Annotated in this window: 18 protein-coding genes; 8 read left to right on the top strand and 10 right to left on the bottom strand. The window is 70.5% G+C overall.

The window, feature by feature from the left end:
* Window positions 1-17: 17 nt before the first annotated feature.
* Window positions 18-389 (top strand): MerR family transcriptional regulator, encoded by a 372-nt coding sequence (locus WA670_RS26250; protein WP_134665847.1) that lies wholly within the window; start codon window positions 18-20, stop codon window positions 387-389.
* On the opposite strand, the gene WA670_RS26245 is transcribed toward WA670_RS26250, so the two are convergent.
* Entirely contained in the window at window positions 386-1,273 is an 888-nt protein-coding gene (locus tag WA670_RS26245) for an NADP-dependent oxidoreductase (protein WP_134665849.1), read from the bottom strand. The two genes, WA670_RS26250 and WA670_RS26245, sit on opposite strands and share 4 nt — an antisense overlap.
* A 133-nt stretch (window positions 1,274-1,406) precedes the next feature.
* Here WA670_RS26245 and WA670_RS26240 point away from each other — a divergent pair, with 133 nt between their 5' ends.
* Window positions 1,407-4,577: a hypothetical protein gene (locus tag WA670_RS26240; RefSeq protein WP_336159172.1), complete on the top strand. Its 3,171-nt coding sequence runs from the start codon at window positions 1,407-1,409 to the stop codon at window positions 4,575-4,577.
* A 52-nt stretch (window positions 4,578-4,629) separates the two neighbouring features.
* On the top strand, window positions 4,630-6,021 hold the full coding sequence (locus WA670_RS26235) for a class II 3-deoxy-7-phosphoheptulonate synthase (protein ID WP_037809686.1): 1,392 nt from the start codon (window positions 4,630-4,632) through the stop codon (window positions 6,019-6,021).
* Between the two features lie 45 nt (window positions 6,022-6,066).
* Here WA670_RS26235 and WA670_RS26230 read toward each other — a convergent pair whose 3' ends face one another.
* The 5 genes from WA670_RS26230 to pknB all read right to left on the bottom strand — a co-directional run bounded on the left by WA670_RS26230 (window position 6,067) and on the right by pknB (window position 11,913).
* Window positions 6,067-7,347, bottom strand: coding sequence for a wax ester/triacylglycerol synthase domain-containing protein (locus WA670_RS26230; protein ID WP_255807059.1), 1,281 nt, complete (start codon window positions 7,345-7,347; stop codon window positions 6,067-6,069).
* A 104-nt stretch (window positions 7,348-7,451) separates the two neighbouring features.
* Window positions 7,452-8,147 (bottom strand): hypothetical protein, encoded by a 696-nt coding sequence (locus tag WA670_RS26225; RefSeq protein WP_134730328.1) that lies wholly within the window; start codon window positions 8,145-8,147, stop codon window positions 7,452-7,454.
* Window positions 8,147-9,622, bottom strand: coding sequence for an SPFH domain-containing protein (locus WA670_RS26220; protein ID WP_037809691.1), 1,476 nt, complete (start codon window positions 9,620-9,622; stop codon window positions 8,147-8,149). The genes WA670_RS26225 and WA670_RS26220 overlap by 1 nt, the downstream gene beginning before the upstream one ends.
* 66 nt (window positions 9,623-9,688) lie before the next feature.
* Window positions 9,689-9,898 carry a hypothetical protein gene (locus tag WA670_RS26215; RefSeq protein ID WP_037809693.1) on the bottom strand — a complete coding sequence of 70 codons (210 nt, stop codon included), beginning with the start codon at window positions 9,896-9,898 and terminating at the stop codon, window positions 9,689-9,691.
* Window positions 9,895-11,913, bottom strand: a complete 2,019-nt coding sequence (pknB, locus tag WA670_RS26210) for a Stk1 family PASTA domain-containing Ser/Thr kinase (protein WP_037809695.1) — start codon at window positions 11,911-11,913, stop codon at window positions 9,895-9,897. The genes WA670_RS26215 and pknB overlap by 4 nt, the downstream gene beginning before the upstream one ends.
* A 92-nt stretch (window positions 11,914-12,005) precedes the next feature.
* Here pknB and WA670_RS26205 point away from each other — a divergent pair, with 92 nt between their 5' ends.
* From WA670_RS26205 to WA670_RS26195, 3 genes are all read left to right on the top strand, one after another.
* The gene (locus WA670_RS26205) at window positions 12,006-12,374 is read left to right on the top strand and encodes an Rv2175c family DNA-binding protein (RefSeq protein WP_037809697.1); all 369 of its coding nucleotides are present in this window, start codon (window positions 12,006-12,008) and stop codon (window positions 12,372-12,374) included.
* 151 nt (window positions 12,375-12,525) lie between these two features.
* Window positions 12,526-14,694 (top strand): hypothetical protein, encoded by a 2,169-nt coding sequence (locus tag WA670_RS26200; protein ID WP_336159169.1) that lies wholly within the window; start codon window positions 12,526-12,528, stop codon window positions 14,692-14,694.
* Window positions 14,691-15,806, top strand: a complete 1,116-nt coding sequence (locus WA670_RS26195) for a S53 family peptidase (protein ID WP_336159168.1) — start codon at window positions 14,691-14,693, stop codon at window positions 15,804-15,806. The genes WA670_RS26200 and WA670_RS26195 overlap by 4 nt, the downstream gene beginning before the upstream one ends.
* Here WA670_RS26195 and WA670_RS26190 read toward each other — a convergent pair.
* The gene (locus tag WA670_RS26190; RefSeq protein ID WP_336159167.1) at window positions 15,784-16,935 is read right to left on the bottom strand and encodes an MFS transporter; all 1,152 of its coding nucleotides are present in this window, start codon (window positions 16,933-16,935) and stop codon (window positions 15,784-15,786) included. The genes WA670_RS26195 and WA670_RS26190 overlap by 23 nt on opposite strands.
* Window positions 16,936-16,957: 22 nt before the next feature.
* Here WA670_RS26190 and WA670_RS26185 point away from each other — a divergent pair, with 22 nt between their 5' ends.
* Complete coding sequence (locus WA670_RS26185; protein ID WP_336159166.1) at window positions 16,958-17,506, top strand: CGNR zinc finger domain-containing protein; 549 nt, start codon at window positions 16,958-16,960, stop codon at window positions 17,504-17,506.
* 5 nt (window positions 17,507-17,511) lie between these two features.
* The gene (locus WA670_RS26180) at window positions 17,512-17,940 is read left to right on the top strand and encodes a pyridoxamine 5'-phosphate oxidase family protein (protein ID WP_336159165.1); all 429 of its coding nucleotides are present in this window, start codon (window positions 17,512-17,514) and stop codon (window positions 17,938-17,940) included.
* Here WA670_RS26180 and WA670_RS26175 read toward each other — a convergent pair.
* The 3 genes from WA670_RS26175 to WA670_RS26165 are packed head-to-tail and all read right to left on the bottom strand — an operon-like array spanning window position 17,912 to window position 21,401.
* Window positions 17,912-18,838, bottom strand: a complete 927-nt coding sequence (locus WA670_RS26175; RefSeq protein ID WP_336159164.1) for a phytoene/squalene synthase family protein — start codon at window positions 18,836-18,838, stop codon at window positions 17,912-17,914. The two genes, WA670_RS26180 and WA670_RS26175, sit on opposite strands and share 29 nt — an antisense overlap.
* A complete protein-coding gene (gene crtI, locus WA670_RS26170; RefSeq protein ID WP_336159163.1) occupies window positions 18,835-20,310 on the bottom strand; it encodes a phytoene desaturase family protein in 1,476 nt (491 codons plus the stop codon). Before crtI ends, WA670_RS26175 begins: the two co-directional genes overlap by 4 nt.
* Entirely contained in the window at window positions 20,310-21,401 is a 1,092-nt protein-coding gene (locus WA670_RS26165) for a polyprenyl synthetase family protein (RefSeq protein WP_037809708.1), read from the bottom strand. Before WA670_RS26165 ends, crtI begins: the two co-directional genes overlap by 1 nt.
* Between the last annotated feature and the right edge of the window lie 24 nt (window positions 21,402-21,425).

The raw sequence follows: 21,425 nt of genomic DNA, 5'->3' as shown, positions 1-21,425 counted from the left end.
TCTTTACGCTGGAGAGCGTGCGAATCGGTGAATTAGCCCGGAAGACCGGGGTCAGCGCCCGCTCGCTGCGGTACTACGAGCAGCAGGGCCTGGTGCACAGCACCCGGTCCGCGGGCGGGCAGCGGCATTACCTGGCGACCGAGGTCGAACGGGTCGAACTGATCCGCCGGTTGTTCGCCGCGGGCTTGCACAGCAAGGTGATCGCCCGGCTGCTGCCCTGCGTGCACAGCGACGACGCGGCCGTCATCGAAGACGCTTTCACCACCATGGTGTCCGAACGCGACCGGCTGACCGCCGACATCGCCCGCCTCGCCGACGCCCGCGCCGCGCTGGACGTGCTGATCGAGGCGAACACCCGGTACCGGCAAGGCGAGTCCGTCTCGTGCTAGATGCTGATGACTAGCTTGCCCGCGGCATGCCGGGACTCGACCAGCGCCAACGCTTCATGCGCCCGTGCGAGCGGATAGGTCCCGGTGATGTTCGGATCGAGCCGCCCTTCGGCCATCAGCTCAGCGACCCGTTCCAGACTCGCCCGGTCGAGCCGACGACGGACGAATTCGCCGCCGAGTTCGGTCACCGACGCATCTCCGACCGCGACGAGCTTCTTCCCTAACGGCGCGACGTCGCGAAGGGACTGGCCGCCAACGGTGTCGACCACGGCGTCGAAACTGCCCTCGACGCTTTCCGTCGTGTAGTCGACGAACGCAGCGCCGTACTTCGCCGCGAGAGGCCGCTTGGCCGTGCTGCCCGTGCCTGTAACGACGAGCCCCCGGTCCCGCGCCAGCTGCGCCAACGCGATGCCGACGCCCCCGCCGATCCCGTTCACCAGAAGCGACGCGCCCTTCGGCAGATCGAGCTGGTCGAGCACGTCCAGCGCCGTGGTGCCCGCGACGGGAATGGTCGCCGCCCAGGTCCACGGGAGAGCGTCGGGAATGCGGGCGGTGGACTCGCCGAGCAGCAGCGTCGTTTCCGCGTACGTCCCCGCGCCGGTCAGCGCGAACCCGGTGACCCGGTCGCCGACGTCGAGGCCGGTCACGTCTTCTCCCGCGGCGAGCACCGTTCCCGCCGCTTCCATCCCGATGACCTGAGGGAACGGCAGGCGCCCGTTCAGGTCGGGGACGTGCCCGGACCGCAGCAGATGATCGAGCGGATTCACCCCCGCGGCCGCGACCCGGACCAGCACCTCGGCGGGGCCGGGCACCGGGTCAGGCCGGTCGAAGAACTCCTGGACGTCGGCAGCGCCGAATGCCCGGTATCCCAAGGCAGTGCTCATTCGCTTGTCCCTTCCGCGGCAGGCTCGGTTCGGGAACGACGCTATTTCTTGACACCAGTGTCACCTTCCAGCCAATGTGACCCGGCCGACACGGTTCGTGCGAAGCTGAACCGCGTCGGAGGGGGACGCCCAGGTGGACGAACGGATCACGAACCAGGTCTTGGGCCCGGTCACGGGCAAGGTCGTGCAGGTGGGTCACGCCGACTCGGTCGTCGTCCACGCGGCTCCGCCCGCCCGGTCCCGCTACCGGCAATGGGTGCGCCAGGTAGCCCCGGACCAGCTCGTCGGCCGCGAAACGGAACTGGCTGAACTCGCCCGCTTCTGCACCGCCCCGGACGACGCTCCCGCGTACGTGTGGTGGCGCGCGGCTCCCTGGACCGGCAAGTCGGCTCTGATGGCCTCGTTCGTCCTCTCGCCGCCCGAGGGAGTGCGGGTGGTGTCCTTCTTCGTCACGGCGCGTTCGCTCGGCGACGACACGCGTGAGGCGTTCGTAGACGTCGTCCAGGAGCAACTGGCCGAAGTCCTGGGCGCGGCGAAGGACCCCGAGGCGCGAAACCTCAACGCGGTCTTCGCCGAAGCCGCCGCATACTGCCGAAACCGCGGCGAGCGCTTGGTGCTGGTCGTCGACGGACTGGACGAGGATCGCGGCGCCAGCTCCGGCGGCCACAGCATCGCCGCGCTGCTGCCGTTCCCCGAAAACGGTCTCCGCGTGATCGTCGCGAGCCGCCTCAACCCCGGAGTCCCGCCCGACGTCCGCGGCGATCATCCGTTGCGGGCTCCCGGAATCGAGCGTTCCCTGGCGCCTTCGCCCGCAGCCGTCGCGGCGAAGGCCGATATGGAGCACGAGCTAGACGCACTGCTCCGCGACCAAGAGGACCTGCTGGGTTTCCTCGTCGCGGCTCGCGGCGGCCTCAGCAGCGACGACCTGGCGCAGCTGACCCAGCGGCGCCCACGCGACGTCGAACGAGTGCTGAACAGTGTGGCGAGTCGTTCGTTCACCCGGCGCCCAGCGCATTGGCGACCCCGCGAGGCCCCGGCGGTTTTCCTGCTGGGCCACGAGAATCTGCAACGCGAGGCCGTCGAAGCCCTCGGCGGCGAACTGTCCCGGTACCGCGCGGCGATCGACGAATGGGCCGCCGGATACCGGTCGGCGGGCTGGCCGCCGGACACGCCCCAATTCCTGCTGCGCGGCTACTTCCGGCTGGTCCAGGAAAGCGGCGACGTGACCGCTCTCGTCGATCTGGCCGGAGACCCGGCGAGGCACGAACGCCTGCTGGACGTATCCGGTGGCGACCTGGCCGCGATGGGGGAGCTGGACATCGCCCGTGCGGCTCTGCTCGCGTCCGACGATCCCGACCTCGTCCGGCTCGTCACGCTCGACACGTACCGGGACAATTTCCGCGACCGCAACAAGATCACGCCGGTGCGGTTGCCCGCGGTGTGGGCCGCGCTGGGGCAGTTCGACCACGCCGTGGCGCTCGCGCAGTCCATGACCGATCCCGTTTCGCGCAGGCGGGCACTGCTCGAGCTGTCCGGTGAGCTGGTCCGCGCCGGACAGCCGGAGCGAGCCGAGCAACTGGCCGACGACGAGCACGATCCGGAGCTGCGCGACTCCCTGCTCGCGGAAACCGCGGTCGCGTTGGGGTACGGCGGGCAGCCTGACGCGGCCGAGCGGATCGCCGGGCGGGTCAGCGCGGATCAACGCCGGCGGATCGCCGCCGTCGCCGAACCGGACCTCTCCCGGGCCGGGCAGCTGGCCAGGGAGATTTCCCGCGAAGACCTCCGGGACCGGACACTGAGCGAACTGGCGGTGCAGGCTGTCGACGACGTGGCTGCGGCCGCGGAACTGGCCGGTGCGGTGACTCGCGAAATGAGCCGGGACAAGGCGTTCGCGGAGATCGCGCAGCAGCTCGTCCAGCGGGGCGAAGTCGAGCGGGCACGCGCCTTCGCACAGGAGCACGGCGCGTCCGGAGTGCTGTTTCGCCTCGACGTCACCGCTGAATTGGCCGCGTCGGACGACCCGGTCGCAGCTGTCGACGCGAGATCCGCCGAGGCGCACCGCGAGCACACGTTGGTGCCTGTTCTGATCGATTTCCTGGCCGATGCGGGCAGGCTGGCGGACATTCCCCCAGTGCTCGATGCGATGACCGACCCTTTCGCCCGGCGCAACGCGGTGAACCGGTTCGTCCAGGCACTCGTGGCCGCGGGCCAGCCCGACCAGGCCTTCCAGTGGGCTGCCCGCCACCTCTCCACCCGCCGGTCGTCCCGCGAACTGCAAAGCGACGCGGACCGGTTCGTGTCCCTGGCGGACGCTCTGCTGGCGGCCGGGGACCGCGCTCGCGCCTACGAGGCTGCGGAGCGGGCGGAATCGATGACCCGCCGTGCGGCGGACGATCCGCGGGCGGCAGCGGCGATCGGTGCGCTGAGCACAACCGTCGTCGCGGCAGGCGACGTCCGCCGGGCCGAACTGCTCGCCCCGCTGGTGCGCTCGGAATGGCAGGGGCTGAGGGAAATCAAGTCGCTGGCGTGCCTTCTCGCGGAAAAGGGAGATCCGCTGATCGCCGAGAAGCTGATCCGCGGCGTCGGATTCTGGTCGGCGATGCGGGAACCCGTGGTCCTGCTCGCCCGCAGGCTCCGGGCCGACGGCGACCGGGCCGCGCTGGCCCGGATCGCGGAGTACGTGCGGAGCGGGATGGCGGAGAAGTCCCCGGACCGGGAGTTCGTGCGGCTCGACCGGCGCGCTGCCATCGTGATGCTGGCCGCGGTGGGCGACCCCGCCGAGGTCGTCGAACTGGTGGCCGCCGGTCGCGAGGAGGACAACTCCGAGCTGGCGATCGAGGACGCGATCGAGGACCTGGCAGCGCGCGGCGAGGTCGCCGCGGCCCTCGAGCTGTGCGGATACCTGAACGAGGCGTTCCGGGTGTCTGCCCGGCGGCTCCTGGTCCGCGGCCTGGCCGCGGCCGGGCACCTGGACCAGGCCGAGACTGTCTTCGAGAGCGTCGAAAGCGACCAGGAACGGGACCGGCTCACCCTGGCGTTCCTGCCGGAACTGGCCAAGCACGACCTGCCCGGCGCACTCGCCCGGACCCGTCTCGTCGAATCCCCGGACGACCGCGCCCGTCTGCTGGTCGAGATCTCCGCCGCCGCCCCGCCGGACGAGCGCCGCCGGATCCTCGCCGAAGCGGTCAGCCTCGACCACTGGTCGGTCATCGTCCCAGCCCTTGAAACAGCCGAACTCGCAGGTCTGCTGGACGTGGCCGACCGATTCGGCGCCCTGTACCGCCAAGACGCCCCGGACGCGTGACCCTCGCCGCCCACCGGCCCGGGCGAAGGCGGCAGACCCTATCCTGAGACGCGTGAACTGGACAGTCGACGTTCCCGTAGACACTCTCCCCGAGCTGCCGCCGTTGCCTCCTGAGCTGCGGGACCGCCTCGACACCGCCTTGTCGCTGCCCGCCGCGCAGCAGCCGGAGTGGCCGGACGCCGCGCTGGCCAAGCGGGTGCGCGGCGTGCTGGAGAGCGTGCCGCCGATCACCGTGCCCGCCGAGATCGACCGGTTGAAGAGCCGGCTCGCCATGGTGGCCCGAGGGGAGGCGTTCCTGCTGCAGGGCGGGGACTGCGCGGAGACGTTCGAGTCCAACACCGAACCGCACATCCGGGCGAACCTGCGCACGCTGCTGCAGATGGCCGTCGTGCTGACCTACGGGGCCAGCCTGCCGGTGGTGAAGGTCGGCCGGATCGCGGGCCAGTACGCGAAGCCGCGCTCGTCCGGCACCGACGCGCTCGGGCTGCCGGTCTACCGCGGCGACATCATCAACTCGCTCGTCGCCAAGCCGGAGCTGCGGGTGCCGGACCCGGGCCGGATGATCCGCGCCTACGCGAACGCGGGCGCGGCGATGAACCTGGTCCGCGCGCTCACCGGGGCCGGCATGGCCGATCTGCACCAGGTGCACGACTGGAACAAGGACTTCGTGTCCTCGTCGCCTGCGGGGGAGCGGTACGAGGCGCTCGCCGCCGAGATCGACCGCGGCCTGCGGTTCATGAACGCCTGCGGCGTCACCGACACGTCGCTGCAGTACACCGAGATCTTCGCCAGCCACGAGGCGCTGCTGCTCGACTACGAGCGCGCGATGCTGCGGCTGGACCAGGCCGACGCGGCGAACCCGAAGCTGTACAACCTGTCCTCGCACTTCCTGTGGATCGGCGAGCGCACCCGCCAGCTCGACGGCGCGCACATCGCGTTCGCCGAACTGCTGTCGAACCCGATCGGGCTCAAGATCGGCCCGACGACCACGCCGGAACAGGCCCTGGAGTACGTCGAGCGGCTCGACCCGCGCAACGAACCGGGGCGGCTCACGCTGATCTCCCGGATGGGCAACGGCAAGGTCCGCGAGGTGCTGCCCGCCATCGTGGAGAAGGTCGAATCGTCCGGGCACAAGGTCATCTGGCAGTGCGACCCGATGCACGGCAACACGCACGAATCGTCCACCGGCTACAAGACCCGGCACTTCGACCGCATCGTCGACGAGGTCCAGGGCTTCTTCGAGGTGCACCACAAGCTCGGCACCTACCCGGGCGGCATCCACGTCGAACTGACCGGCGAGGACGTCACCGAATGCCTCGGCGGAGCACAGGAAATCTCCGACGTCGACCTCTCCGGCCGCTACGAGACCGCCTGCGACCCCCGGCTCAACACCCAGCAATCGCTGGAACTGGCCTTCCTGGTCGCGGAGATGCTGCGCGGCTGACCACAGCTGGTGAGTGGCTAGGCCGGTGAGAACCGGCCTAGCCACTCACGAGACGTCCAGCAGTTCCGCCGCCGACTTGGCCACCGCGTCGCGCAGCGAGCCAAGGTCCGCCACCGCGTCCGCGTTCGCCTGCAGTCCGATGTGGACACTGTCGCGATAAGGCGCGACCGCGATGCCCACCGCCTGGCGCGGAGCCAACGGCACGAACGGATACACCTGCGTCAGCGGCGCACCATCGAGCGCGTGCTGGGCGCGCGGCACCGGAACGGTCGTCACCACCAGGTCGAACAGCAACGGCGCGGCCAACCCCGCAGTCCGCGTCCCGAGCCGGTGCAATGCCGCGGGCATCCGGTCGGCCAGCAGCGGAAACGCCCCGGCTCCGCGAGCAGGGCCAGCGGCTTTGTTGCGTGCCATCGAGGCGCGCACTTCGGCCAGCCGCCGCACCGGATCGTCGGTTCCGATCGGCAGATCGCACAAATAGCCGGAAAGCTTGTTCCCGCCCCGTTGCTCAGCCGCCCTCCCGCGGACGCTCACGGGAATCAGCGCGCGCACCGACCGTCCCGTCGCGCGAATGCCGCGGTTGACGAACCATTCGCGCAACGCGCCGGAAAGCACCGCGAGCACCACGTCGTTGGTGGTGCCGCCGTGCGTTCGCCGGATCCGGCGAAGATCGGCCGACGCCAACCGGGTGAAACCGAGGCGTCGTTCGGCGGTGGCGGGCGCGGCCAGCGGCAGGCACGGCGGACGCGCCGCCCGGACCACCGCCGACGCGATTCCCGCTGTCTCCCACGTGTCCCGCACCGCGCTCAGCGGCGAACGCGGCTGCGGAATCACCGGTGCGGGCTCCGGGATCGGCAATCCGTCCAGAAGCCCCGCCGTGACGGCGTACGCGCCCGCCCCGTCGGTCAACGCGTGGTGCAGTTTGAGCAGCACCGCGAAGCTCCCGTCCGGAAAGCCGGTCACCACAGTGAGTTCCCACAACGGACGGTGCGGGTCGAGCGGTTCGGCGATCCACCTCGCCGCGAACTCCGGCAGCGGGTCCGGGTCGTACAGCATGGTGAGCCGGTGGTGCCGGATGTGGTTCACTGCCCGGAAATCCGGGTCGTCCACCCACGTCGCGGAGCCGGGCGGGAACAGTCCGGCGCGGATTTTCCGGCGCAGCGGCGGAATATCCGCCGCCCGGCGCGCGAGCAGCGCGGTCAGCCGGTCCGGATCGACCGCCTCCTCCGGCGCGAAAACCAGCGCCGCGCCCATCTGCATCGGCGCGGTTTCCCTGGAGAGGCAAAGAAAAGCGACATCGAGCGAGCTGAGCGGGGCAGGCGCCATGGTCCACCTTCCAACGTCGGGCGTCGAGGGCGAGTGCAACGACACCGCCCGGGTGTGACCGGCGCACGGCCGTGATGTTGCGAGGACGCTAATTCCGCGAAATTTCACTCGCCAGTGGAGCGCCGCCGCTGCGGCAGACCGGGCCCGGCGGTCGGCCCGGGGCCGCCCGCCTCGGTGACCTCGGCGGCGATCTGGCGCATCGCGACGCCGTTGCCCGGCCGCTTCGGCAGCCCGGGCCACAGCTCGCTGGCTTCGAGCGCGGCGGCACGCAGCCGTCCGCCGTCGAGTTTGGTGTGCGTTTCGGCGATCTCGCGGTCGAGCCACTGCACGATCACCTTCAGCGGACCGGCGCTGGGCAGCGGCCACACGAACACCGGATGCTCGTAGCGGAACTCCGAGCCGCTGCCTTCCTCGACGCGCAGCACCGGCTCGTGCGGTTCGCCCGCGCTCGGCACCGAAACGGTTTCGGAACTGGCCCGTCCGCCGTCCGGGAACAGCACGCCGACCAGCAGCGAGTTGTAGTCCGGGACGCGCCGGTGGCCGATCAGCGGCGCGCCGTCCATGCGGTCGCGCGAATACACCGCGATCCGCAGCGTCATCGCCTCCGGCCACACCTCGACCGCGCGCAGCGCCACGATGGTGCGCTCGGACCGGCCCAGCGGCGTCGCCCACGGCACCAGCGCGGGCACGATGTGGTCGGCCGGCGGCCCCGTCCACGGACGGCCCTCGTAGCCGAACAGCTCCCGTTCCCGCACCGGGAACAGGGGGCGCTCGCGAGGACCGTCCGTGAAGAAGCTCATCAGTCCTCGCGAGGGGCGACGCTGCCGTCGGAACCGGACTGCTTGGGGCCCATGGCGTCCATCAGCTGGCGGGCGAGGCCGAGGCCCGTGCCGCCGAGGGAGAGCGCCTTGGTGAACATGTCCGACATCCCGTCCGCGCCGTTCAGGACCACCATGTGGTCGACATTGCCGAAGGCCTGCGCGCCCGCTTCGACGATCTCCGGCCAGCGCTCGGCCAGCTGTTGTGCTACCACAGCCTCCTGGTTCTCCGCCAGTGCGGCCGCGCGCGCCTTGATCGACTCAGCCTCGGCGAGCCCCTTCGCTTTCGCCGCTTCGGCTTCGGCCAGACCCTTGGCTTTCGCCGCCTCGGCGTCCGCGAGACCCTTTGCCTTGGCCGCCGCCGCTTCCGCCTCGCCAGTGGCCTTCGTCGCACTCGCGCTGGCTTCCGCGCGTGCCTTCGTGGCCTGCGCTTCGGCGTCCGCCGCGGTCTTGACCCGGGTCGCGTCCGCGCCGGCCCGCAGCTCGGTTTCCTTCGCCTGTGCCTGCGCACGGGCGATTTGCGCGTCGCGTTCCGCGTCCGCCGTGGTGCGCGTTTCGTACGCCTTCGCGTCGGCCGGCTTGCGGACCTGCGACTGCAGCCGCTGCTCGGACAGCGCCGCCTCGAGTTCGGCGGCCCTGGTCTCCTGGACCACGACCTCCTGGCGCGCGGTCGCCTCGGCCAGCGGACCGGACTGGCTCGCCTTCGCCTTGGCCTGGTCCACCTCGGCCTGGTACCCGGCCTGCTGGATCTGGCTTTCCCGGATCGCGCCCGCCTTGCGCGCGGCGGCGATCTGCTCGGCCTCGGTGGCCTCCTGGTCGCGCTGCGCCTCGGCGATCCGCGCGGAGGCGGCGATCGCGGCCGCGTGCGGCTTGCCGAGGTTGACGATGTAGCCGGACTCGTCGTCGATCTCCTGGATCTGCAGCGAGTCCACGATCAGCCCGAGCTTGATCATCTCGGTGGCCGACGACTGGCGGACCTCGCCGGTCAGCGCGTCGCGGTTGTGGATCATCTCCTCGATGGTCAGCCCGCCCACGATCGACCGCAGGTGGCCGGAGAACAGCTCGTGGATGGTGTCGTTCATGCCCTTCTGCTGGTCGAGGAACCGGCGGGCGGCGTTCGCGATCGACGCGAAGTCGTCGCCGACCTTGTAGATCACGACCGCGCGCACGGTCACCGGCAGACCCTGTTTCGTCACGCACGAGACCTGCAGGTTCACCCCTCGGGTGTCCAGCGACAGCCTGCGCGCGGTCTGGAAGCCCGGCAGCACGTTCACGCCGCGGCCGGTGACGATCTTGAACCCGAGGCTGTCGGCGGTCTCGGTGCGCTCGACCCGGACGCCCCAGCCGGAGATGATGAGCGCTTCGTTCGGCTCCGCGACCTTGTACAGGATCCGCAGGAGCCCGAACAGCAGGATCACGGCCACGACCGCGATCACCACGATGACCCAGATTTCCATAGCCCTCGCCGCACTTTCCGTATTCAGCTGGCACGGCGCTCAGACGCCGTCAGCACTGCGACGCGGTCAAGCGCGCAACGGTTGCCACCTTTCCACGTAGACCGTGCGCGGGGGCTCGAAATCGACCACCAGAACGGGTGTTCCCACGGCGAACGTGGTGTCCGGCTCGGCCGGATAGGCGTAGAAGGCCTCGGTGCCGCCGCGGACGCTGAGCAGCACCTCGCCGATCAGCCCCGGCCCGACGGTGCCGGTCACCCGGCCGCGGCTGCCGATCATCCGCCGAACCCCCGGATCTTGACCTTGGTGCCCTTGGGCACGAACGTGCCCGGGGCCGGGTCCTGCTGCAGGACGAAGTCGAAGCCGCCGTGCCCGTGGCCGTTGCCGTCGCCGCCCTTGCGGTCGACCTCGAGCCCGGCCGCCTTGAGCGCGTCCGCGGCCTGGTCGAACGGGCGGTACCGGACGTCCGGGACCTGCACCGCGTTCGAGACGTAGACCTTGACCTTCTTCGTCCCCGGCGAGCCCGCGCCCGGGTCAGTACGGGTGACCGCCCCGGCGGGCACGGTCTGCGAGAACTCCTCGCCGCCGTCCTGCGGCTGGAATCCGGCCTGCTTGAGGATCTGGAACGCCTCGTCCTTGGACCGCCCGGTCACGTCCGGGACCGGCGGAAGCGGCTCCGGGCCCTTGGACAGCACCAGCGTGACCTGGCCGCCGACGTCCACCGGGGTGCCCACCGCCGGGCTCACGCTCACGACGGTGCCCTGCGGCGCGGTGTCGCTGTACTCCGGCGTGCCCTGGACGACGGTGAGCTTCTGCTCCTGGATCGCCTTCGTCGCCGTGTCGAGCGCGGTGCCGACCTGGATGTTCGGCACCTTCGGCTTGCCCTTGGACACCACCACGGACACGGTGGCGTCCTGGTCGAGCGTGGTGCCAGGGGCCGGATCCACCTTGATGACCTTGTATGCCTCGACCGTGTTGTCGAACTCCTGGCTGTAGCGCGGGTTCAGCTTCGCCGCGCGCAGCTGGTCGCCCGCCTCGGCCTGGGTCAGCCCGGCGAGCTTCGGCACGGTCGTGGTCGTGACCTTGGAATCGCTGAGGATGAACGCGAACGCGCCGATCAGCCCGCCGAGCACGAGCACCCCGGCGATCGCCAGCGCGATCAGCTTGCGCTTGTCGCGCGGCTTCCGCGGCTCGTCCGGCGCGGCGGAGGGCCCGGCGCGCGGCGGTACCGGAGGCGGCGGCGCGGCGGGCACGGCCCGGGTCAGGGCGCGCGTGCCGCGGGGTCCGGAGACCGGCATGGTCTGCTGGTCAACCGGCACGTTCTGCTGGACGGCCGGGATGTTCGGGAGGGTGCGTTCGACGTCCGACACGCGGTCGCCGTCCGGCGGCGGGGGCACCGGCACCGCGACCGGCTGCAGCCCCAGTTCGGCGCGCGCGGCCTGCAACTGCGCGAGGAACTCGTTCGCGTCGGCCGGGCGCTGCTCGGGATCGCGGCGGGTGGCGCGCAGGACCAGGTCGTCGAGCGCCGGCGGCAGGTCCGGCCGGAGCTCGCTCGGGCGCGGGACGTCGTCGTTCACGTGCCGGTAGGCGACCGAGATCGCGGTGTCGCCGGTGTAGGGCAGCCGGCCGGTGAGCATCTCGTACAGCAGGATGCCCGCCGAATAGACGTCGCTCCGGGCCGTGGTGTCGCCGGTGGCGACCTGCTCGGGGGCCAGGTAGCCGACGGTGCCCAGGATGACGCTCGAGCTCGTGGTGCCCGCGCTGGCGACCGCGCGGACCAGTCCGAAGTCGCCGACCTTGACCACGCCGCCCGCCAGCTGCCCGCTGCGGCCGATGAGCACGTTCTCGGGCTTGACGTCGCGGTGCACCAGCCCGGCGGCGTGCGCGGCGGCCAGCGCGGCCAGCACCGGCTCCGCGACGCTCAGCGCCAGCGAGACGTCCAGCTGGCCCTGCTCGTCCAGCAGGTCGCGCAGCGTGCCGCCGTTGACCAGCTCCATCACCAGGAAGGCGAGACCGGCGTCCTGACCGGCCGGGGTGTCGAAGCCCTGGTCGTGCACGGCGACCACGTTCGGGTGATGCAGCTGGGCGGCCGAACGCGCTTCGCGCACGAACCGGTCGACGAACGACCGGTCGTCGGCGAACCGCGGATCCATGATCTTGATCGCCACCGCCCGGTCCAGGCGGGTGTCGAGGCCCCGGTAGACGGCCGACATCCCGCCCCTGGCCAGCAGCTGGTCAACGCGGTACCGGCGTTCGAGCAGGGTGCCGACGAGGCTGGGCTGGGTGCGCGTCACGGTGGGCAATCGTACGGAAGGCCGCGCGTGCCGGGGCGGGTCACCCGTGCGTAGCAGTGGTCCGGACGGGGGAATGTGGCACAGTGTCACGTGTGAGTGGGATTCCTGTCGCCGACGACATCCTCGACGCCGCGGTCGCGGTCAAGCCGTTGCCGGAGGTGGCGGCCGCATTGGGCGTGTCGGCCAACAAGGTGCGCCAGATGCTGCGGGACGGCGAGCTGATCGCTGTCCGGCGCAAAGGCGAACTCTGCGTGCCCGGCGACTTCTTCGTGAAGGACGGCATCGTCAAGGGGCTGGGCGGCACGATCACCGTGCTCGCCGACTCCGGGTTCAGCCGCACCGAGATGCTGCGCTGGCTCTTCACCGCCGACGACACGCTCCCGGGCAGCACGCCGATCAACGCGCTGCGCACCAGCCACGGCACCGAGGTGAAGCGGCGCGCGCAGGCGATGGCGTTCTAGCCCCGTCCCGCATTGCTCCGGTCGGGCTGACAACAATTGCCCTTCCGGACAGAACCCGCGTTTTTCGTTGACGCGGTCAATTGGTCTGGTCCATCGTCGGAAACCGTCCTGAAAATCCTGCTCGGCCGCATGCTGGAGAGGAGCATCGGGCATGGGAGGACGGGTTTCCGGAAGACGCTGCGCGCTCGCGTCGGCAGTGCTGGTGCTGGGCGGTTCCGCTTTGCCGGCACCGCCTGCGGCCGCTGAGACCGTGCCCTTCGCGGCAGCGCCGCAAGCGCGGGAAGTGACGCTGGTGACGGGGGACCGGGTCACGGTTTTCCCGGGACCGAACGGCGGTACGAATTACGCCCTTTCGTCGCCGCCTCGCACCACTTTTCAGTCCTATCAAGCCGATGGTGGCGACCGTTACGTCATTCCGAGCGACGCCGTTCCGTTTCTCGGAAAGCTGGACAAATCGCTGTTCGACGTCACCGCGCTCGCGCGGATGCAGTCCGGGAACACCCCGCTGGAGATCACTTTCCCGGCGGGCGCGGCCCCGGCGGCGCTGCCCGGCATCACGCTCGGCTCGGCCGCCGGGAACACGGCGACCGGCACCCTCGTTTCCGCCGCCGAATTCACCGCTGACCTGCACCGACGTCTCGCTGAAGACGCGTCCGCCGGCCGTCCGGCAGGCAGCAGCGCGCTGCCCGCGACGATCCGGCTGGCCGGTGCGCCTCGCGAACAGCAGCCGCGCTACCCGATGAAGATCCTCGAACTCCGCCTCGCCGATCTGCAGGGCCGCTCGGTCAACGGAATGGTGTCGCTGATCAACACCGATTCCTCGGCCAAGCTGCTGCGGCACGTCGACGTCGACGGCGTCACCCGGATCGCGGTTCCCGAGGGCCATTACGCCGCGTCCGCGACCTTCTCCGACTTCGACAGCGCCGGCAGCGTGACCGCGACGCGGACCTCGTGGGTCGAGGGCTTCGTCGTCGGCGACTCGCCGGACGTGCAGACCCTGACCGTCGAGGAGAAGTACGCGACCGCCGAGGTCAAGGTGGCCGCGCCGAAGTCGGCCACGCAGGACCTGCTCACTACCAACTTCTTCCGCGAGGACCTGACCGGCCGCGGATTCGCCGTCGGCATCTCAGGCGGCAAGACCAAGCAGTACGTGCGGCCGGTGCCGAAGCCGGATCAGGGCTTGCTGCACTACGTCGTGCAATGGGGTGGCAAAGCACCCAAGCCCGAAGACCGGTACCGCGTCGATCTTTCCTTCGCCACCGAGGGCATCTCCGAGAACCAGTCCTTCTCCACAAAGGACAGTGAACTCGCGACGGTCCGGGACCGGATGTACGCCGATCCCGCGGACAAGATGCCGGTCGCGATCGACAGCGGACCGGTCGACCCGGTGATCCGGCGGCACGGCCTCGGCGCGAGCGGCTTCTTCATCCCCGCTCCCGGGGTGCTGACCGACTACCTCGGCACCACGCACACCAGGGAATGGGTGCAGTACGAGCAAAAAGGCTCGTCGTACCAGCTGATGACCGCCGATCCGCACCCCTATCGGCCGGGCAGCACCACGACCGTCGACTGGTCCCGCGGTCCGCTGTCGGCCGGTCTCGGGCAGTGGCAGCGAGACCGGCTCTGCGAGGCCTGCTACTCCGGCGGTACCGTTTCGGTCGCGATTCCGGCGTTGCGGGACAGCGTGCCGGACCACACCGCACTCCCGCTGTTCTACGCCCCGCGGCTGCATTTCTCCCTGTACCGCGACGATCAGCAGGTCTTCGACCAGGACGGCACCTACGGTGTGTCGGTCGAGGTGCCGAAGACGCCCGCGACCTTCCGCGGCGTACTGGACGTCGACCGGACCGCTATTCCCGGCGTCAGCCAAGCCGGAAAACTGCGCACCGAACTGACCCTGCGATACGACCCGGCGGCGGGCACCGCGCTGCCGTCCCCGCATCGCTGCCGGGCCAGCGACCCGACTCAACCGTGCCGGATCCTCGGTGCGCTGACCGTCGACTACCGGCTGGATTCCGATCTCTCCACGACGTCGTCCTCGCCGGTGCAGATGCTGGAACTGCACGTCGGCCACGCGGCGTACAGCGGTGCCGGTTCGCATTCGCCGATCACCTCGGCGACGGTTTCGGTGTCCGTCGACAACGGAGCCACCTGGCAGCCCGCGCAGGTCTTCGGACTGTTCGGCGAATACGTGGCAGTCTGGCGGAATCCACCGGCCGGGACTTCGCCCTCGTTGAAGGTGACCGCGCAGGACCTGGCGGGCAACGCGATCACCCAAACGATCAGCAACGCCTACACCGTCGGGAAGGCCCAGCGATGAAACGCATCCTGGCTGTGCTGATTCTCCTCGGCGCGTTCATCCCGTCCGTCGCGTCCGCCGCTCCACGAGACATCTGTGGTCCCGCCGCGCCAGGATTCGCCCGCTGCTACGCCAAAGTGGACAGTCGGACTGCCTTGCGCGCCACCGGCTACAGCCCCGCTGACCTGCGTTCCGCATACCGCCTCCCTGACACTGGCGGCTCTTCCGAAACGATCGCCATCGTCGACGCTGGCGACGCCCCGACCGCCGAAGCAGACCTGGCGGTATATCGACAAACCTACGGCCTCCCGCCCTGCACCACGGCGAACGGCTGCTTCCGCAAAGTCAACCAGCACGGCGACGCCACGCCGCTCCCGCCGCAGCAAGGCGACTGGCCGGTGGAGACCGCGCTGGACCTGGACATGGCTTCCGCCGCCTGCGCCCAGTGCAAAATCCTGCTGGTAGAAGGAGACGACGCGTCCTTCGACGCACTCGGCACCTCTGTGGACACCGCCGTGAAACTCGGCGCGACGATCGTGTCGAACAGCTACGGCGCGCCCGAAAGCCACTGGTCCGGCGATTTCGCCGCGCACTATCAGCATCCCGGTGTCGCGATCGTCGCGTCGAGCGGTGACGGCGGATTCGCCGCACCCAACGCGCCCGCGGTGTACTCGAGTGTCGTCGCGGTCGGCGGCACGTCACTGTCCAAAGCGGACAACGCGCGCGGCTGGACCGAATCGGTGTGGATCGGTGCGTCGAGCGGATGTTCGGCTTGGGTGGCGAAACCGTCGTGGCAGAAGGATCCGAACTGTCCCGGCCGGACCGTCGCCGACGTCGCCGCGGTAGCCGATCCCGCCACCGGACCCGCCGTTTACGAGACCACAGTCCTGTCGGGCTGGAGTGTGGTCGGCGGGACCAGCGCGTCGGCGCCGTTCATCGCCGGAGTCATCGCGCTGGCCGGGCACCACGACCAGTATCCCGACGCTTCGCGGCTGTATTCGGGGAAGCTCAACGATGTCATCAGCGGAAACAACGTCGGCTTCGAGGAATGCGGTGACTACCTGTGCACCGGCGTCCCGGGATACGACGGCCCGACCGGCAATGGAACCCCTAATGGACTAGCTGCTTTCTGACCGTCCACAACGGATGCGCGACCGCCGCGACCACCTGCATCCCCGCCGCCGCGGCCAATCCGGCGGTGGGGGAGCAGGCAGCCAACGGCCCAGCCACCGCGTTCCCCAGCGCAATTCCGGCGATCTTGATACTCGCCGCGGTGGTGAACACCTGCGCCCGCATTTCCGGCGGCGCTTCCCGATGCCGCACCGCGAACAACGACGCCAGCTGCGGTCCTTCGCCAACCCCGGTGAGCGCCACCGCAGCCACCAGCAGCACTGCGTTCGGCGCCACCGCCGCCCCCGCGAGCCCGATCCCGATCGCGATAGTGCTCAGTTGGACCGCACGGTCCGGCGAATACGACCGTCGCGAAAGGACGGCGTTCGCCAGCAACGACGCGACTGACAACCCGACGAGTAGCAACGTCCCGTACCCCGCGCTGCCGAGCCGCTGCGCGCCGACCAGCGGATAGCAGACGAACGCCATCCCGATCCCGACGCACGACAACGTCGAGGTCGCTGTCGACTGCCGCAACGCGGGATTGCGCACGAGAACCGTGGCCGCGGCAAAGAATCGCGACGGCTGTTTCTCGGTTCTCCCGGGCAGTCGCCACGCGAACGGCGTCGCAACCAGCATCAACCCGCCCGCGAGGACCACTGCGACCGGAGCCCCCGCAGTCGCGGCGAGCACTCCGGCCAGCCCCGGCCCGACGAGCGCTGCCGCAGTGAACGTCATCGCGTCAAGCGTGCTCGCCTTGCCGAGCTTCTCCGTCGGTACGAGCGCGGGCACCTGCGCGGTCCACCCGCCGCCGATCGCCGGCGCCAGCAACCCGGTCACCACCGCAATCGCCACCACCAGCGCAAACGGCACCTGTCCGAAAAGCGCAGTGATCGCCGTCAGCCCCGCCGCATACCCGACCAACCCGACCGCCAGGATCCGTCCTGGCGTACGCGACCGGTCCAGAACCGCGCCCAGCAGCGGCCCGCCCACCGCCGCCGCGATCGTGAGCCCGGCCAGCAGCGTCGACCCCGCGACGGCTCCCGAAGCACCCACGCCCAGCAGCAACACCGCCGGGCCGGACAGCTCGTCCCCAGTGCGCGCGGCAGTGGCCCCGGTGAGATACGCCGCGAATCTGTAACGGCTTGTCACAATCAAGATGTTACAGTGAGGCATGCCTGGAACGCAGCCGGATTTCGCGGGCCGCTCCGCCCGGGACGCGGTCCGCCGTGCCGTAGCGCTGCTCGATGTGCTGCTGACGGAGGACCCTGCGCCGGATTCAGTAGCCGCAGTGTTGGTCGAGCACGGAGAACCGCAACTCCAACTTTCCCCGCGCGAAGTGGCCGAGCTACGCGCCGCCGCACTGGAACTGCGGGAAGTCTTCGCCGCACCAGACGCCGCTTCGGCCGCCGAGGTGTTGAACGCGCTGTTCACCGCCTACGCCGGACCCCCGCGCCTGACCGCACACGACGACAACTTCGGCTGGCACCTCCATGTCGACGCATCCGACGACGGCCCGTGGGGTGCCTGGCTGATCACGTCCTCCGCGCTGGCCTTGGCCACCTTGCTGGCTGACCGCCAAAGCGCCCCCGGCGGCCTGTGCGCGTCGCCGTCGTGCGGAAAACCGTTCGCCCACCTAGGCGGCGGCAGCCCGCGCCGGTACTGCTCTTCCCGTTGCGCCACAAGGGAACGCGTCGCCGCCCACCGGGCCCGGCTAACCTGACGCTCATGGAAATCCTGTCCCTGGCGGACTTCACGAGCTTCGTCCGAGCCAACCCGCTAGGCGTCGTCGCGACCACCACCGCGAACGGCCACCCCGAAGCGGCCCTGGTCAGCTTCGCCGTCACCCCGGACGGCTCGCTGCTGTTCAACACCCACCGCACCGCGCGAAAAGTGGCCAATCTCCGCGCCAACCCGCGCACCGCCGCGGTCATCGGCTGCACCGACACGATCTCTGTCCAAGTCGAAGGCGAGGCGGTTATCGAATCCGGCACTTCCCGTCGCGACGCAGGCGAGATGTACCTGGAACAGTTCCCCGGCTCCCGCGCCCTCGACGAGGCTTTCGCCCTCATCCGCCTGACCCCGGATTGGCTGCGCTCCTACGACGCCAGCGCCGAACCGGCCCAAGTCAGCGAAGGCGCCCCGGCCTGGCACTGAGCGCACGCTGCACCAGCGCAGGCACCGCGACCGCAACCCGTCGCCCCTTGCCCACCACAGCGCGTCGGTTCAGCACGGCGTAGTCCATGGCTTCGATCTCGTCCAAAATGCCTTCGTACAAGGTGATCGACGTCCGCACGCACGGCCGAGACTCCGGCCGCAGCAACGCAATCCCGGCCTCCGCCCGCCGATAAACCGCCCGCGTCCGCGAAACCGCCACCGCGAGCGCCGCCCGCACCCGTGGATCCGCACGGCCCTGGCGACGCGCGTAGACCAGCCTTTCCCGGTCCACCCCGAACGCCGCCAATTCCTCGGTAGGCAGATACAATCGCCCGCGATCGAGGTCCTCGCCGACATCCCGCAGGAAATTGGTCAGCTGAAACGCTTCCCCCAACGCCGCCGCACTCGGCGCGGCTTCCTCCAGCGGCGCGACAGTCCCGAACACCGGCAGCATCTGCAGCCCGATCACGCAAGCCGAACCGTAGATGTACTCCCCGAGATCGGCGTAGGTCGCGTATTCCGCGACCGTCAGGTCCATCCGCATGGAATGCAGGAACGCATCGATGAGCGGACGACCGATGTCGTACCGGCGCACCGTATCGGCAAGGGCAGCCAGCACCGGATCGGCTGGCACCCGCCCGTCGTAAACCTCGTCCACCAGTCCGGCGACCTTGTCCAGCGCGACCGCCGGATCGGTGCCGGGCTCGGGGTTGTCGACCAGTTCGTCGGCCATCCGCGCGAAGCCGTACAGCGCGTGCGCGGCTGGCCGGGCCCGCGCCGGAAGCAGCCGGGTAGCAAGGAAAAACGTGCGCCCGTGGTGGGCGTTGATGCGCCGGCACGTCGTGTAAGCAGCACGCAGCGCGGGCTCGGCGATACCGGCCGCGTCGAGCTCGCTCACCGGCCGGTGATCCTTTGCGCGGCGAGCCGTCCGGAGATCAGCACCGGCGGGATGCCGACCCCCGGCGTCGTCCCGCACCCGGCGAGCACCACGTTTTCCGCCGCCCGCACCAGGTTCGCGGGCCGGAACGGGCCGGTCTGACGGAAGGTGTGCGCCAGCGAGAACGGCGTCCCGGCGGCCAACCCGCGCGCCGCCCAGTCCGCCGGAGTCAGCTGTTCGTCCACAATGTACTCGTCGCGGAACCCGGTGAGCCCGCGCGCTTCCAGCGTACGCAGCAGTTCTTCGCGATAAGCCGGGCCGACGCGCGCCCAGTCGATCGGGCCGGTGTTCAGGTTCGGGGTCGGAGCGAGTACGGAGACGATCTCGCCGCCGTCGCCGGCGAGTGTCGGCTCCGTCGCGGTCGGGCGCGTGACCAGCAGCGACGGATCGCTCATCAGCTTGCCCTCGCGGACGATCTCGGCAAAGGTCCGTTCCCACGCCTGGCCGAAAAAGATCGTGTGGTGGTCCAATTCCGGCCACGAACGGTCCGCGTGTCCGTGCAGCACGAAAGCCGACGGCGAGTACTTCAACGGCAGCACCCGCCGCGGACGCGCACCGATCAGCCGGTACGCCGCCGAAAGCTCTGTCGCGAGCACCACGGCGTCACACTCAATACGCTCGCCCGAGCGCGTGCGTACAGCGCGTACGCGGGACGACACTCGCTCAAGCCACGCAGCTTCCGTACCGAACCGCAGTTCGGCACCAGCGCGCGTTGCAGCGTCGGACATCGCGCGGGCGATCGCGCCCATGCCGCCGCGCGGGTAGTACACGCCGCCGACAGTGTCCATGTACGCGATGACGCCGTACGCGCCAAGCGCACGCGTCGGATCGAGACCTGCGTACAGCGCCTGAAAGGAGAAGAGCCGCCGTACGCGCTCGTCGCGCAAGAAGCTGGAGACGCGCGGCCCTAACCGGCCGAAGCCGCCCAACGCCGCGAGCTTCACGAGTTCCGGCCGGACCAGATCCAGCGGCGAATCGAAGTTCGCGCCGATGAAGTGGTCCTTCTGCGCCGCGTACAGGTCGGTGAGCCACCGTCGCAGCCGCCGGTAACCGTCCGCCTCGGCCGGACCGGCGAACGACCGGATCTCGGCCTCCATCGCGTCGCCGTCGGTGTGCACGGCGAGCGTGCTGCCGTCCGCGAACCGGGCCCGGTACGCCGGATCGAGCCTGGTCACCGGCACTGTGTCAGCCAGCGATTCACCGACCGCGTGCAGAGCTTCGTCCACCAGTTCCGGCATGGTGAGCACGCTGGCCCCGGTGTCGACCGCGTTCGCGCCGAAGTCCTGCTGACCGGCTCGTCCGCCGGGCATCTTCTGCTGCTCCAGCAGCGTCACCCGCCGTCCCGCGCCGAGCAGGTGCAGCGTCGCCGAGAGCCCGGCCAGCCCGGCGCCGACGACCACGACGTGGTCGGCGGGCCCGTTCACCGTGCGCATCAGAACTTCCGCTGGGTAGCCAGACGGATCAGCTCGGCGAGCGCCGACGGAGCGGGCTCGGCCAGGTGCGCGCGGTCGAGCGCGGCGTTCGCGGACGCGGTCAGCTCGTCGATCTGACGCTCCACCGCGGCGACCGCGCCGACCGAGGTCAGCGCCTCGCGCACCTGGTCCACGGTGCCGCTGGTCAGGTCGGCGGCCCCGATCGCGCCGGCGATCACCTTGGCCGCGGCGTGGTCGCCCTTCTCCGCGGCGAGTTGCAGGCCGAGCGCCACGAGCAGGGTGCGCTTGCCCTCGCGCAGGTCGTCCCCGGCGGGCTTGCCGGTCACCGACGGGTCGCCGAACACACCGAGCAGGTCGTCGCGCAGCTGGAACGCCACGCCGACGTCGCCGCCGAACTCCAGGAGCGTGGCGATCAACCGGTCGTCCGCCCCGGCGAGCGAGGCGCCGAGGTGCAGCGGCCGCTGGACGGTGTACGCGGCGGTCTTGAGCCGGTCGATCCGCAGCGCGGCCTCGGGCGAAGCGTCGCCGACCGCCTGCGTGCGGACGTCGAGGTACTGCCCGGCGAGCACCTCGGTGCGCATCGCGCGCCAGGCCGGGCGGGCCGCCGCGATCGTCTCCGCGGGCAGCGGGGCGTCGGCGAACATGTCGTCGGCCCAGGCCAGCGCCAGGTCTCCCACCAGCACCGCGCTGGCCAGCCCGAACACCGACGGAGTACCGAGCCAGCCGCGGTCGGCGTGCAGTTTCTCGGCGGCCACGTGCACGGTCGGCTTGCCGCGGCGCGAGTCGGAGGAGTCGATGAGGTCGTCGTGGATCAGCGCGCACGCCTGGATCAGCTCCAGGCTCGCTACCGCCTGCAGCGCGCCCTCGGCGAGCGGACCGGACGCCGCGCCGCCCGCGCCGCGCCAGCCCCACCAGGCGAACGTCGGCCGGATCCGCTTGCCGCCGCCCAGCACGAAACCGGACAGCGCCTCGATCCCGGCCGCGACGCTCGGCTCGGTGCGCAGGATCTCGCTCCCCGCCCGGCCGAGGAAATCGGCCAGCGCACGCTCCACGTGCGCGGGGAGGTCGGCGTCGAATCCGGGCGCGTCCATGCCCTCATCCTCCGGGACGAGGGC

It is taken from the genome of Amycolatopsis sp. VC5-11 (assembly GCF_037034185.1).
Lineage (GTDB): Bacteria > Actinomycetota > Actinomycetes > Mycobacteriales > Pseudonocardiaceae > Amycolatopsis > Amycolatopsis nivea.
This window is presented reverse-complemented; position numbering and strand designations above follow the sequence as displayed.